This window comes from Terriglobia bacterium, from assembly GCA_020072785.1.
In the GTDB taxonomy this organism is placed as follows: domain Bacteria; phylum Acidobacteriota; class Terriglobia; order Acidiferrales; family UBA7541; genus Acidiferrum.
The window spans coordinates 55,613-69,672 of record JAIQGG010000003.1 but is presented as its reverse complement, the minus strand read 5'-3'; the positions used below and the strand labels follow the sequence as shown (position 1 = coordinate 69,672).

The 14,060-nt window shown below is 64.3% G+C and carries 8 protein-coding genes and 1 tRNA gene; 4 read left to right on the top strand and 5 right to left on the bottom strand.

Translation table 11 applies throughout. The features are described from left to right. Nucleotides 1-178: 178 nt before the first annotated feature. A complete protein-coding gene (locus LAN61_10600; GenBank protein MBZ5540953.1) occupies nucleotides 179-3,214 on the top strand; it encodes a glycosyl hydrolase in 3,036 nt (1,011 codons plus the stop codon). A gap of 129 nt (nucleotides 3,215-3,343) precedes the next feature. Here the strand turns inward: LAN61_10600 and surE are convergent, their stop codons facing one another. The 4 genes from surE to der all read right to left on the bottom strand — a co-directional run bounded on the left by surE (nucleotide 3,344) and on the right by der (nucleotide 6,303). Continuing rightward, entirely contained in the window at nucleotides 3,344-4,114 is a 771-nt protein-coding gene (gene surE, locus LAN61_10595) for a 5'/3'-nucleotidase SurE (protein ID MBZ5540952.1), read from the bottom strand. A gap of 157 nt (nucleotides 4,115-4,271) precedes the next feature. Further along, nucleotides 4,272-4,348 (bottom strand) — tRNA-Pro (locus tag LAN61_10590). 64 nt (nucleotides 4,349-4,412) lie between these two features. Further along, complete coding sequence (locus tag LAN61_10585; GenBank protein MBZ5540951.1) at nucleotides 4,413-4,799, bottom strand: MerR family transcriptional regulator; 387 nt, start codon at nucleotides 4,797-4,799, stop codon at nucleotides 4,413-4,415. Nucleotides 4,800-4,866: 67 nt separating this feature from the next. Next, nucleotides 4,867-6,303 carry a ribosome biogenesis GTPase Der gene (gene der, locus LAN61_10580; protein MBZ5540950.1) on the bottom strand — a complete coding sequence of 479 codons (1,437 nt, stop codon included), beginning with the start codon at nucleotides 6,301-6,303 and terminating at the stop codon, nucleotides 4,867-4,869. 259 nt (nucleotides 6,304-6,562) lie between these two features. Here der and LAN61_10575 point away from each other — a divergent pair, with 259 nt between their 5' ends. The 3 genes from LAN61_10575 (at nucleotide 6,563) to LAN61_10565 (ending at nucleotide 12,409) form a co-directional block, all read left to right on the top strand. Further along, nucleotides 6,563-9,946 (top strand): TonB-dependent receptor, encoded by a 3,384-nt coding sequence (locus tag LAN61_10575; protein MBZ5540949.1) that lies wholly within the window; start codon nucleotides 6,563-6,565, stop codon nucleotides 9,944-9,946. Between the two features lie 217 nt (nucleotides 9,947-10,163). Then, entirely contained in the window at nucleotides 10,164-10,748 is a 585-nt protein-coding gene (locus LAN61_10570) for an RNA polymerase sigma factor (protein ID MBZ5540948.1), read from the top strand. Continuing rightward, nucleotides 10,745-12,409 carry a zf-HC2 domain-containing protein gene (locus tag LAN61_10565; GenBank protein MBZ5540947.1) on the top strand — a complete coding sequence of 555 codons (1,665 nt, stop codon included), beginning with the start codon at nucleotides 10,745-10,747 and terminating at the stop codon, nucleotides 12,407-12,409. Before LAN61_10570 ends, LAN61_10565 begins: the two co-directional genes overlap by 4 nt. A gap of 97 nt (nucleotides 12,410-12,506) precedes the next feature. On the opposite strand, the gene LAN61_10560 is transcribed toward LAN61_10565, so the two are convergent. Then, a complete protein-coding gene (locus tag LAN61_10560) occupies nucleotides 12,507-13,949 on the bottom strand; it encodes a DUF4382 domain-containing protein (protein MBZ5540946.1) in 1,443 nt (480 codons plus the stop codon). Nucleotides 13,950-14,060 lie beyond the last annotated feature (111 nt).

The following is a 14,060-nucleotide window of genomic DNA, read 5'->3' as shown; positions in this document are numbered from 1 at the left end:
AATCCCTTTCGTTTGCCGCGCTGCCGCTGTAGCATGCGCGTTTGGGGTTTCTCTGCCGGGGGTGTTTGTGAAAACGTCTCGCCTGTTCGTGCTATCCGTTCTTTTCGCTTGCTGTCTGATTCTTGCCGCCGCGTTCGCCGCCGGCGCGCAGCAGATCGAGCCCAAAGCCCTTGCGGGCATGAAGTGGCGGCTCATAGGGCCCTTCCGCGGCGGCCGCGCGCTCGCCGTGACGGGTGTGCCCGGCCAGCCGAACACCTATTATTTCGGCGCGGTGGCCGGCGGCGTCTGGAAGACCACGGACGGCGGCAACACCTGGGATCCGCTCTTTGATAAGCAGAGCGTCTCGTCCATCGGCAGCATCGCCGTGGCCCCCTCCGACCCCAATGTGATTTACGCCGGCACCGGCGAAGCCTGCATCCGCGGCAATATCTCCTTCGGCGACGGGGTCTACAAATCCACCGACGCCGGCAAGACCTGGGCCAACGTTGGCCTCAAGGACAGCCAGCACATCGGCACGGTGATCGTTCATCCCAACGATCCGGACATCGCCTACGTCGCGGCGCTGGGCCACGCCTACGGCGCCAACGCCGAGCGCGGCATCTTCCGCACGCGCGACGGCGGCAAGACCTGGGAAAAGGTTCTCTACCTTGACGAGCGCACCGGCGGCGCCGACATCGTCTTCGACCCCGCGAATCCGCGCATCCTCTTCGCCGCCATGTGGGAGGGCTACCGCACGCCGTGGTCGCTGAACAGCGGCGGAGCCAAAGACGGCCTGTACCGCTCCGCCGATGGCGGCACCACCTGGAAGCGCATTGAGGGTAACGGCCTGCCGGAAGGCCCGCTGGGAAAGATCGGCGTGGCCGTCTCCGGCGGCGATTCGAATGTGGTCTACGCGCTCATCGAAGCGAAGAAGGGCGGGCTGTACCGCAGCGACGATGGCGGCGAGCACTGGTCGCTGATCAACGACGACCACCGCTTCCGCCAGCGCGCCTGGTATTTCACTCACGTGTGGGCCGACCCCAAGAGCGCTTCCACGGTGTACATCGCCAATACCGGTCTCTACCGCTCGATCGACGGCGGCAAGACCTTCGAACGGCTTCGCGCGCCGCATGGCGACCATCACGGCCTGTGGATCGACCCGCAGAATCCGCTGCGCATGATCAACGGCAATGACGGAGGCGCAACCATCACCGTGGATGGCGGCAAGAACTGGACCACGCAGGGCAACCAGCCCACCGCGCAGTTCTATCACGTCGCCGCGGACAACGATTTTCCCTACCGCCTCTACGGCGCGCAGCAGGACAACTCCACCGTGGGCATCCTGACCAGCAGCGACCACGGCGCCATCGAGCGCGGCGACTGGGATGCCGTCGGCGGCGGGGAGAGCGGCTACATCGCGGTGGACCCGCGCGACTCCAACATCGTCTATGCCGGCTCCTATTTCGGCATTATCACCCGCTTCGACCGCCGCACCGGCCAGGCGCAGAACATCCAGCAGTGGCCCGACGACGCCGACGGCCACAACGCCGCGGAGCAGAAGTACCGCTTCACCTGGACCTCGCCGATCCTGTTTTCGCCGCACGATCCCAATGTGCTGTACCAGTCGGCCGATGTGCTCTTCCGCTCCGCCGATGGCGGACAGAGCTGGACCATCATTAGCCCGGACCTGACGCGCAACGACAAATCCAAGCAGCAGGATTCCGGCGGACCCATCACCAAGGATCAGGCCAGCGTGGAGTTCTACGACGTCATTTTCAGCGTCGCGGAATCGCCGAAGCAGGCCGGCGTGATCTGGGCCGGCACGGATGACGGCCTGATCCAGCTCACGCGCGATGGCGGCAAGAGCTGGAACAACGTCACACCGAAAGAGATGCCGGAGTGGGCGCTGGTCAGCCTGATCGAGGCCTCGCCCTTCGATGCCGGCACGGCCTACGCCGCCGTGGACGCCCACAAGCTCGACAATTTCCATCCCTATATCTTCAAGACCACCGACTTCGGCAAGACCTGGACGAAGCTCGTCACCGGCCTTCCCGACAAATCCTACGTCCACGCGGTGCGCGAGGATCCCAAGCGCAAGGGCCTGCTCTATGCCGGCACGGAGACGGGCGTGTGGGTCTCGTTTGACGACGGCGGCCACTGGCAGCCGCTGCAGCTCAACCTGCCCACCACGCCGGTCCACGACCTGCTGGTGCACGGCGACGACCTGGCGGTGGCCACCCACGGCCGTTCCTTCTGGGTGCTCGACGACCTCAGCCCGCTGCGCCAGATGACCGCTTCCATTGCCGGAGAAGAGGCGCATCTCTTTACGCCATCGGTTGCCGTCCGCACGCGCAGGGGCCACGCGACTGTGCGCCGCAATCCCGCCGGCGAAAACCCGCCGGACGGGGCAGTTCTTTACTACTACTTGAAGGAAGCGCCGAAGGAGCCGGCCAAGCTCGAGCTGCTCGACGCCCAGGGCAAGGTGCTGCGCACGTTCACGAGCGAGGTCAAGAAAAAGGAGGAAGCCCCCGAGGAGTGGGAACGGGACGAGGAAGCCGAGTACATTCCCGCCGAGGCGGGACTCAACCGCTTCGCCTGGGACCTGCGCTATGAACCGCCGGTGAAGATTCCCAAGGCGATCTACGACGAAGGCAAGCCCACCGGCCCGCTCGTCCTGCCCGGTGCGTATCAGGCGCGGCTCACCGCCGGAGGCAAGAGCTACATGGCGCCGCTCGAAGTGAAGCTCGATCCCCGCGTGAAGACCTCAGCCGAGGATTTGCGCAAGCAGTTCGACCTGATGCTCAAATTACGCGACCGCCAGGATGAATTGAACAAGGCCGTACTGGGGATCCGCGACCTGCGCGCGCAGCTCGAAGCCATCGAAAAGCGGTTCGCCGCGAACGAAGCGGCGAAGAGCATCGTCGCGGCTTCCGGCGCGCTGCGCAAGAAAGCAGCCGCGATCGAGGAAGAACTGATTCAGGTGCAGTCCAAGGCCTCCGAAGATGAGCTGAATTACCCGACGAAGCTGAACAGCAAGATCGGCTATCTGCAGGAAGCTGTGGACAGCGCCGACGCCGCGCCAACGGCGGCGGAGGCGGCCATCTTCGTCCATTTCGACCAGCAACTCGAACCGTATCTGGTCCGCTGGCGGGAAGTTCTGGCCAAGGACGTGCCCGCGCTGAACGAGGAGATGCGCAAGGCCAACGTACCGCTGGTCGCGGCAGGCAGCCACTGAAATCCTGCAGCCGCGCTTTTTAGAGGGCGGGGTTTTCTTTCTGACCTGCAAGACGGTTTGGTTGTGCGAAAAAGAAACGCGGTTTCCTGAACAGGCCGGGTTAAATTCCGACCGGGGCTACAGCCATCCTCAGCGGAAGGCGCCCTGCAGCGCTTCGGTCCAGCGCGAGAGATCGCTGAGCGACTCGCCGTGTGTGGGGTCGAGGTGCAGCGGGGTGACGGATGCGGCGCGCGCGGAGATCGCGGCGTAGTCCGTGTCCGGCTCGAAATCCTTGTCGATCTTCTGCTCGAACAGCCAGTAATACGTGCGCCCCTTGGGGTCCTGGCCTTCCTTCAACTGGTTGCGCGTGATCTTCCGCGACTGCCGCGTGAACTTCACCGCGCCGTCCCACGGTTGCGGCACGTTCACGTTGAGCAGCACCTGGTCGGGCAGGCCCTCGCGCAGGATCAGCTCGGCCATGGTGCGCGCCAGGCGCGCCGCGCCGTCGAAGCTCACCGCGGGGCTTTTGGAACACAACGACATCGCGCAGGAGGGGATGTGGTGCAGCGCTGCTTCGCGCGCCGCTCCCACCGTTCCGGAGTAGTAGGCGTTTTCCCCGAGGTTCGCGCCGAAGTTGATCCCCGAGAGCACCAGGTCCGGCGGCTCGGAGAGCAGCTTGTGCAGCGCCACGATCACGCAGTCCGCCGGCGTGCCGTCGATGGCCCACTGCCGCGGGGCCACCGGGTGGCAGATGATGGGGGTGCGCAGCGTCAGCGACTGCGCCGCACCGCTTTGCTCCCGGCTAGGCGCCACGATGCTGACGGTGGCCCAGCCTTCCAGAGCCGCGGCCAGCGCGCGCAGTCCGGCGGCCTCGATCCCATCGTCGTTCGTCAGCAGTATGTGCGGCGTCTTCGTGGTCATCACAAACAGATCCGGAGATACATCCAGCACGACAGATCCAGTTTACGCGAACTTGGTCCAGCGGGGCAGATGCTGCGCGGGTGGCGTTTCCGAAAGAAGTTGACCGCTTCGCGGTCACAAGTAATTTGACCGCTTTGCGGTCACTCATAGAAAAGAATGGTCGGGACGACTGGATTTGAACCAGCGACCTCACGCACCCCAAGCGTGCGCGCTACCAGGCTGCGCTACGTCCCGACCGCTGCAGCGGCTGGAGCCAGGTACGTCCGAAGACGTTCTCCAACCGGGCAAATCTAGGCTATCACCGCCGTTCCAGCAGCGTCAAGAAAGCCCGCAGCGTGTCCCGGAGGTCCAGCAGCATCTTCCGGCTCAGCATCTGCGGCGGCCCGTCCGCTTCGCCGCCGCTTTCCCCTCCGCCGTGGCCATTCTGCTCGCGCAGATGCCGCCGCGCCCCGGCAATGGTGAAGCCCTCGTCGTAGAGCAGGCGCTTGATCCTCCGCACCATCTCAACATCGTGCCGCCGATAGAGGCGGTGGCCGCGCGGGCTTTTCACCGGCTGCAGCATGGGAAACTCCGTTTCCCAGTAGCGCAGGACGAAGGGCTTGATTTCCGTCAGGCGGCTCACTTCGCCGATGCGATAGAGCTCGTTCTCGGACGCGGGTTGTGCGGCTTGTCCGTTGTTGGCCATGGGAAACGCTGCCGCGGGGACCCCTTCATCCTATTCCAAATCCGCAGCCTGTCAACGCGCAGCCGTTTCAGCCGGAGTCTCTCTTGTCGCGCTTGCGCATGCGCTGCACGAAGCGCACCGGCGTGCCGAGGAAATCGAACGTCGCGCGCAGCTGGTTCTCCAGGAAGCGCTCGTAGCTGAAGTGCAGCGGCGTCTTCTGGTTAGTGAAGATCAGGAACGTCGGCGGCGAGGCCTTGGCCTGCGTGATGTAGAAGATCTTCACCGGGCGCGCCTTGGGCGTCGTGCCGCGGCTCAGGTCCACCTGTTCCAGCCAGCGATTCAGCTCCGGCGTGGGAATGCGCCGGCGGCGCGCATCGGCCACCTTCTGGATCAGCGGAAAGAGCTTGTCGGTGCGCTCGCCGGACAGGGCCGAGAGAAAGAGCACCGGGGCGTAGCTCAGGAACTTCAGCTTTTCCCGAACCATCTCTTCGTACTCCACCAGCAGCCGGCCCTTGTCGAACGGAGGGGGCTGACGCCGGCCCTCCACGCCTTTCCGGGACTTGTTGGCCGCGGCCGCGCCCTCTTCGCCGGCCTTGCGCGCCGCCTCCACCGCCAAATCCCACTTGTTCATCACGATGATGATCGAGCGGCCGGACTGGTCGGCGTAGCTGGCGATGGTGGCGTCGCCCTGGGTCACCCCGTGCTCCGCGTCCACCACCAGCAGGGCCACGTCGCAGCGCTCCAGGCTGCGCTTGGCCATCACCACGCTCAGCTTTTCCGCTACCAGTTTGGTCTTGCCCTTCTTGCGGATGCCCGCGGTATCCACGAAGCGGAAGAGTTGCCCGTTGTGGCGCACTTCGATGTCCACCGTGTCCCGCGTCGTGCCCGCCTCCGGCGAGACAATCACTCGCTCTTCCCCCACCAGGCGGTTCAGCAGCGTGGACTTGCCCACGTTGGGCCGCCCGATGATGGCCACCTCGATCTCTTTCTCGGCTTCGAGCGGCTTTTCCTCGGGGGCCGCGGCCGCCGAGAGCGTCTCCAGCGCCGCGTCCAGCAGGTCGTCCACGCCCGTGCCGTGTTCCGCGGCAATGGGAAAGACCGGCGCGCCCAGCTCGTGAAACACGCCGGTCTGAATCTCCTGCCGCGGCGCGTCCACCTTGTTCGCCGCCACCACGAAGGGCTTGCCGGTGGCGCGCAGCAGCCGCGCCAATTCCGCATCCAGCGGGGTGAGCCCGGCGTGGCTGTCCACCACCAGCACCAGCATCCCGGCCTTCTCGATAGCCACCTTGGCCTGGCGGAAGATCTCTCGTGGAATCAAGGCTTTGTCGTCCGGGATGATGCCCCCGGTATCCACGATCTCGATGGCCCGCCCGCGCCACTCCGCCTGCCCGTAGATGCGGTCGCGGGTAATGCCCGGCTCGTCGGTGACGATCGCGCGCCGCGTCCCCGTCAGGCGGTTGAAAAGCGTGGATTTGCCGACGTTCGGCCGCCCCACAATGACCAGTGATGGAAGTTTCGTTGCCATAAAGCTAATTATTCAATGTACCGCATCTGCGGCTCTACCGGGAGGTTTTCCGGCCTGACGGGCCGGACCCGGCGATGGCCCCAAGGGTCTGCCGCTCGCGCTTGACGGCCCGGGAAGAGGCGGGTAGTGTATTCAGCACTAGTCTGGGTGCTGCGCCATGCCGTGCCTCACGGGCGAATCTGGCGGGCGTTGGCCATTTCCAGTTGGGCGCTTCCTCGGGGGGAGGCGCATGAGTTCGCAAAATACGAAGGAGACTGCAATGAAGAGTTCTGCTCGCTTGCTGCGCGGCCTGGCCGTAGTGTGTGCCGCGGTGCTTCTGCTTCTACTGACTTTCAGCGCGGAGGCCCAAACCTTCCGCGGCTCAATTCTGGGCACGGTCATGGATTCTTCCGGCGGCTCCGTGAGCGGCGCCAACGTCACGGTGAAGAACGTGGATACCGGTCTGACGCGCGTAGTGACCACCAGCGATGACGGCAGCTACAACGTGCCCGAGCTGCCCATCGGCAACTACAGCGTGACCGTGGAAAAGGCCGGATTCCGTATGGGTGTTGTGACCGGCATCCGCGTCGAAGTCTCCTCCCAGGTCCGCGCCGATGTGACCCTGCAGCCCGGCGAGGTCACCCAGAAAGTGGAAGTCACAGGCGAATCCCTGCCCCAGGTCGAGACCACCTCCAATACGCTTGGCGGCGTCGTTCAGGCCAGCACCGTGACTAATCTCCCGGTCAACGGCCGCGATTACCAGAAACTGATTTTCCTCGTTCCCGGCGTGGCCGGCTCCCCGGACCAGATCACCGATTCTCCGGGTTCCTACGGCATCTTTTCCATGAACGGCGCGCGCGGCCGCTCCAACAACTTCCTGCTCGACGGCACGGACATGAACGACGGCTACCGCAACGACCCGGCCATCAACGAAGCCGGCGTTTTCGGCACCCCGGCGACGATCCTCCCGGTCGAAGCGATTGCCGAATTGCGCGTTCTTTCCAACTTCGAGCCCGAATATGGCCGCAGCGCCGGCGGGGTCATCAACACCGTCACCAAGAGCGGCACCAACGATTTTCACGGCTCGGCGCTGGAGTACTTCCGCAACACGGTTCTGAACGCGCGCAACTACTTCGACGACGCTTCCGTGGGTCCCCAGCAGCCTTTTCACAACAACCAGTTCGGCGGTTCGCTGGGCGGCCCGATCATCAAGAATAAGACGTTCTTCTTTGCCGACTACGAAGGCACCCGCGAAAAGGGCGCGCAGAGCAGCCCGGCCTGCGTCCCCACCGCCGCGGATATCGCGACCGCCATCGCCAACAACGAAGGCTCCGTCAATCCGGTCATCGCCAATCTCCTGGCGCTCAACCCCTGGCCCGCAGCCACTGATCCTAATACGGACTGCTACGCCAACGGTGGAACCAACGCCGCTCTCTCCACGCCTTTCTCCAACCGCGTGGACAACGTCATCGCCAAGATCGATCACCAGGTGAATGCCAACGATCTCCTCACCGGCCGCTACTATTTCGGCGACAGCTCCCAGAGCTTCCCGCTGGCTCTCGTCGGCGGCGGCCTGCTGCCCAACTACAACACCTTTACGCCGACGCGCGTTCAGCTCATCTCCATCTCCTACGTCAAGGTGATCAACCCTTCCGTCGTCAATGAAGCCCGCCTCGGCTGGAACCGCTTTGCCGAAGGCTTCTTCCCGCAGGATCGCAGTTTCGATCCGGCCTCCATCGGACTCAACACCGGGGTCAGCGCCTACGACTTCGGCCTGCCCAAGATCAGCGTTTCCTCGCCCGGCGGGAGTTCCCTTGCTCCGCTCGGCGCCGACAACGGCGATCCCCGCCAGCGCGTGGACACCAACTGGCATTTCATCGACAACATTTCCTGGAAGCGCGGCGGGCACGACATCAAGTTCGGCTACGAATTCCGCCGCACTTCCATCTCGCAGATGTTCAACCGCGGCTTCCGCGGGGCCCTCAATTTCGTATCTCTCGACAGTTTCATCACCGGGGTCCCCAATACCGACCCCTACCACTCCTTCCAGCGCCAGGGGAATACCAATCGCAACACCTCCGAGAATTCCCACGCTTTCTACCTGCAGGATAGTTTCCGCTGGCGCAAGAACCTGACCATCAATTATGGCGTGCGCTACGATTACTTCGGCGTGATCGCCGAGAAGCACGGCAATTTCACCAACGTGGATCCCACCACGGGCGCTCCCGTCCTTTTGAACGGCGCCGGCCTCTATAAACCCGACCGCAACAATTTCTCTCCCCGCGTCAGTGTCGCCTGGGACGTCAGCGGCAAGGGCAAGACGGTTCTGCGCGCCGGCTACGGCTTTTTCTACGACGCTTTCTCGCAGGACATGTTCCTGGGCCACCTGCCCTGGAACAGCGTTTTCGATCCCGGCCCGGCCTATTCCGGCGTTGGCCCCAACGCCATTATTTTTGCATCTGTTGACGGATCGCCGCTGAACGCCGCGAACCCCGTTTTTCCCAACACCGGACCCATGTGGGACGCTTTTGGCGTGGACCCCAATATCCGCACCCCGTACATGCAGAACTTCAACCTCAACCTGCAGCAGGAACTGACCAAGAAGATGGTTCTGCAGATCGGCTATGTTGGCTCGAATGGCCACAAACTCTTCCGCTTCCGCGACATCAACCAGCCCTCCCAGGCGCAGATCACTGCGGAGGACCTGGTTCACACGTGCCCCAATCCCACGCCGCCACCGGCCACCGTTGGCTGCATCAACGATTGGGGCGTGCCACGGCGCCTGCCTTCCTCGCCCTTCTGGTATATCAACTGGCAGGAAAGCTCCGCGAATTCGACTTACAACTCGCTGCAGGTCAGTTGGAAAATCAATGACTGGCACGGGCTGAATTCGACCGTGAGCTACAACTGGTCGCATTCGCTTGATGATGCCAGCGATGGCGAGGACTACGTGCCCAACGCCGCTCAGCCCAACGACAGCACAGCCCCCATCCGCATGAACCGCGGCAATTCCAACTTCGACGTGCGCAATCATTTCACCTGGAACTTCATCTACACCTTCCCCAACCGCAAGGGCGACTGGAGCCGCCTCACCGACGGATGGGGCGTCAACGGCATCGTCACCCTGCAGTCCGGCCAGCCCTTCCATCTCAACTACAATTTCCAGGACGACTTCGACGGCAGCGGCGGCGGCTTCGGCCGGCCCGATCTCCTCGGCACGGTCACTTACAATCGCAACGACCCCAGAAATTTCCTGGACCTCTCCGCCTTTGGCATTCCCTGCAGCTATCCGGGGGGTGTCGGCGACGGCACTGCGGGCACCTGCATCCCGGGCACGCGCCACTTCGGCAATCTCGGCCGCAATTCGCTTCGCGGACCGGATTTCCGCCAGTTCGACTTCTCTCTTTTCAAGGACACGGCCATCAACGAGCGCCTGAAGATGCAGCTGCGCGCCGAGGTCTATAACATCTTTAACCATCCCAATTTTGCCAACCCCTATCTGCCTACTTTCATCGCCGATGCCGCTCCTAATGGCATCGGTACGAACGGGCGGTCAATCGGTTCGCTGGGCCTGGCGGCCACCGGCGACGTGGGCATTGGCTACCCGTTCCTGGGCAGTGGCGGTCCGCGAGGTATGCAACTCGCTCTGAAATTTACCTTCTGACCCTTTACCGCCTCCGCAGAGGCACTTCCCAGCGGCCCCGGCTTCGGCCGGGGCCGCTTCTCTTTTGCCCCCTGGAACCGTCCTCTTCAGGGGGCAGGCCTTTCTCTGCTACAGTCGGGGAGACGCCCGGCTGAGCCGGACAAGTACCACTCCCGGGCATGAAATTTTCGGGCCCCCTCCTGCGTATTAGCCTATGGATGCTTCGAGACCAGGTCGTATGAGCACGCTGGGCAAGACGGAACCCGCGGAAGCCATCGCCCGGGCCCAGGCAGGCAATGCCGAAGCCTGGGGGGAGCTCTATCAGGAGTACGCTCCCGCGATCTTCCGCTTCTGCCGCCGCGCGCTGCCGACCCGGGAAGACGCCGAAGACGCCACCATGGAGATCTTTCTGAAGATTCGCGGCAAGCTCGGCCAGTACGACTCCACGCGGTCGTTCTCCGCCTGGCTCTACAAGGTCGCCGCCAATCACTGCTGGGACCTGCTGCGCCGCCGCAAAGGCCGCCAGGGCAAAGAGACCGAAGACGTAAGCGCGCTGCCGCTGGAACATCCCGATCCCAGCCAGCTCGAGCGCCTCATCGAGCAGCGCACCAGCCAGGAGGTGCGCCGCGCCCTGGACCATCTCGCTCCCCGCGCGCGCATGGCCCTGGTCCTGCGCTACTACTCGGATATGAGCTATGACGAAATTGCGGATGCGCTGGGCGTGCGCCGCGCCTTTGTTGGCGTGGTTCTGCTGCGCGCCCGCCACGAACTGCGCCAGGCGCTGGGCCAAACCACGGCCCTGGCGGCGGGAGGGAACCCATGAGCCGGCGCGAAGACGATCGCGACGACCAGCCGCACGGGCGGGCGGCTGACCACCTGGATGAAATGACCTGCCTGCTCTACCTCGAGGGGCAGCTCGAGCCCGCGCGGGCGCGGCAGGTCTCCGCGCACACCGAGGAGTGCCCCGGCTGCCGCACGCTGCTGCGCGCGCTCGAGCGCGAATCACGCCTGCTGACCCGCTCCCTGGTGGAAGATGACGAGCCTCTCCCGGCGCGCCTGGCGGCGGCTCCTGGCCGGCACGTTCGCTCCATGCAGTGGCTCTGGGGGGCGGTCTTCGGCCTGGCCGCCACGGGCGCTTACGCATTTTATAGCGGTTATATCGAACCCTGGATCACGCAGCTCGATCAGGCGGGTTTCGGCGGCACCAACCTGCTCGGCCTGCTGGTCTTTCAGGGTGCTTTCTGGAAAGGATGGCAATCCATGTTTTCTCTGATTGAAATGCTCGCGCTTGTGATCGTGGCCGGAACCGGCCTGTTCTGCGTGCGCCGCTGGATGCGCCGTGGCTCCGCGCTGGCGCTGGTCCTAACCGGGCTGTGCGCGGCGGCGGCCTTCCCGGCTCCCGCCGGCGCAGCGGAAATCCGTCACGAGCAGACCTACACGCTCGGCAAGGACGAAGTCATCAAGAACGACCTGTACGTCGCCGCCGGGCGCACGCGCATTGACGGCACCGTGGACGGCGACCTCCTAGTGTTCGGCGAAGCGCTGGACGTAAGTGGCCACGTCACCGGCGACGTCCTCGCTTTTGTGCGCACGGTCCGCATCACCGGCCAGGTGGACGGCAATGTCCGCGTGGCCACGAACACGCTCACGCTCAGCGGAACCGTGGGTCGCAACGTCACTTCGGCCACGGATGTCCTGGATCTGGATTCCAACGCCAGGATCGGCGGCGGCTTGACCATGTTTACCGGCAGCGCTTCCCTGGACGGGAAGATCGCTCGCGATGTTTTTGCCTTTGTGGGCCGTACCTCACTCACCGGCTCCATCGGCGGCAATCTGAAGATGCGCGGGCACTATCTGAGCGTCGGACCCACCGCGCAGATTCAGGGCAAGGCGTACTTTTCCGGAGAAAGAGCGCCGGAAGTTTCTTCACAGGCCCAGCTCTCCTCTCCCCTCGAGTTTCACAAAGCCGAGAGGGAGGCCAGGGCCCGGCACACCGGGCATCTCATCTGGAGAGGCATCTGGCTCGCGGCCACCTTGCTGTTCGGCTTGGTGCTCTTCCTGCTCGTGCCGCGCTTCGCACGGGAGACCGTGGACTCCGCCGATCATTATGGCGTCTCGCTGGGCTTGGGCATTCTGGTGCTTTGCAGCGTGCCTGTCGCGGCCGTCCTGGCATGTGTCACCATCGTGGGCATCCCCCTCGGTGTGGCCGCCGTGATCCTGTGGGGTGTCGCAATCTATTCTTCGCAGATCGTGGTTGGCGCCGTTGTGGGTAAGTGGCTGCTCGGCCCCGCGGGCGACACCTGGGCGCTGATTGCGCGCATGGCCCTGGGGCTGACGCTCTTGAAAGTGGCCGGCACTGTGCCCTTCGTCGGCGGCTTGGTGCGGCTGGCCGTGCTGCTCTGGGGTCTTGGCGCGATCTCCCTGGTCCTCTACCGGCAGTTCGAGAGTGTACGACCTGCGGGTGCCGCGCCCTCGGCGGCGTAGCGGTTGCCGGCTCCATTTTGGCGCCAGAACAGCAAAACGGGCCGTTCCGGCTTGCCGGAGCGGCCCGTTCCGCTTGCGGAGGCGGAGTGAAGGCGCGTTAGTGCTTGCGAACCTTGGCCGCGAGGAAAGGTGGTGCGGCACTCTTGATGTACAGCGCGCGGACGGAGACAATGTCCCCGGAAACTAGCCCGGTCACATCGTTCACGCCGTCATAGTTGGTGACGTTCGGGAAAATCTGCACCTGCGCCGTGTTCAGGATGCCGAAGTACGGCGGGAGTGTCGCCGCGTCCAGATAGAAGTAGGGCGAGGCTACCGCTCCGGTCACGGCGGCGGTGGTGCGCGTGTAGCGCAGCAAGACGCGGTCCACCGTGGCCGTAAGATTTCCCGCGCCGCTGCTGCCGGCCGCAGCGGTTACCCGCACCATCACCGTCTGTCCGTTAAAGAGCACGCTGGTATCCGAGCCGCCCTGAAAGAGGCTCAACGAGGCGGGCGGCACGGTCAGCCCGCCAGTATCCACCTGAAACGCCGGGGTCGCACTCAGGGTGACCAGGACAATATTCCCTGCGACGGCGCTGCTCAACGAGGCGTTTCCGCTGGCCACTACCTTGTCGGACAGGACCAGATTAAATTGCGTGGAAGGCGGCGGTCCCGTCAGGACCACCGTGCCTTCGATCTCGTCCACCGACGTCGTGTCCAGCAGATCCACGCTGCGAATGGTGAGGCTTCCATTGAGGTTCAGCGCCGCATCCACGCTGAGGGTCTGCCCGGTGTGCAGACAGGTGGAATCGAGCGCCACGCAGGTGCTCAACGGATCGTGATAGACGGTGCTGGAGTTGAGTGTGCCGGTAAGAGTGCCGCGCGTCTCGGACTGTACGGTGATGCTGCTGGAACTCACGGCTGTGACCGTGCCCGTGAAATCCTCGAGCAGATCGAGGGTTCCGGAAGGCATACCGGTGTGCGGCAGGGCGCTCGCGCTCAAAACGTCCGCCGCCGTGAAGTCCACGCCCAGGTCGCCCGCGGTGGCGGTCAGCGCGTTGTTCAGGTTGAAGTCCAGCGCCAGGCCGCTCTGCCCGCTGGCGCTCAGTGTCAGGGGGAAGGGAGACGTGGAAACCGTAAGACTGCCCGCCGCTGCGGGCGTGATTTCGCACACGCTGCCGGTTAAGCAGCCGGTCACCGTGCTCCCGCTTTGATTGGCAAACGTGATGTCCGGATTGGCCACCGTCACCGTGATGCTGCTGTAGCTTCCCGACGGCACCGTGAAGCTCCCGAGGAATGCCGAGTCGCTCGCGAGCCGCGTCAGCTCCACTACGTAAGGATTGGGACTGAGCGTCAGATTCACCGCCGCCCCGCCACCCACCGGGTTGAGAGCCACGCCGGTGATGGTAACCTTGAACGAGGCGATCGACGTATTAGCCGGCGGCGCATCCTGCAACGTCAGGTTCAGCGTTGTCGTGGGCGGGGGAGGCGGCGTGCCGCCGCCTCCCGTGCCGCCACCGGGATTGTACCAATAGCCGCTACAGGAGCTAAGCGCCAGCGCCATTGCGCTTACTACAAACAGGAAAAGAGAATTCCGCTTCATCCCAGTACCCCACATGGCACACCAAGTCTCGGTCGGCCGCTGGCCGCCCCGTTTCCCGAGACTACTCTATCT

What these genes read in the sequence shown, in the direction of transcription:
- LAN61_10600 (MBZ5540953.1), top strand. Translation starts at nt 179, where the DNA reads ATGAAGTGGCGGCTCATAGGGCCCTTCCGCGGCGGCCGCGCGCTCGCC.
- surE (MBZ5540952.1), bottom strand. Translation starts at nt 4,114, where the DNA reads ATGACCACGAAGACGCCGCACATACTGCTGACGAACGACGATGGGATC.
- LAN61_10585 (MBZ5540951.1), bottom strand. Translation starts at nt 4,799, where the DNA reads ATGGCCAACAACGGACAAGCCGCACAACCCGCGTCCGAGAACGAGCTC.
- der (MBZ5540950.1), bottom strand. Translation starts at nt 6,303, where the DNA reads ATGGCAACGAAACTTCCATCACTGGTCATTGTGGGGCGGCCGAACGTC.
- LAN61_10575 (MBZ5540949.1), top strand. Translation starts at nt 6,563, where the DNA reads ATGAAGAGTTCTGCTCGCTTGCTGCGCGGCCTGGCCGTAGTGTGTGCC.
- LAN61_10570 (MBZ5540948.1), top strand. Translation starts at nt 10,164, where the DNA reads ATGAGCACGCTGGGCAAGACGGAACCCGCGGAAGCCATCGCCCGGGCC.
- LAN61_10565 (MBZ5540947.1), top strand. Translation starts at nt 10,745, where the DNA reads ATGAGCCGGCGCGAAGACGATCGCGACGACCAGCCGCACGGGCGGGCG.
- LAN61_10560 (MBZ5540946.1), bottom strand. Translation starts at nt 13,949, where the DNA reads ATGGCGCTGGCGCTTAGCTCCTGTAGCGGCTATTGGTACAATCCCGGT.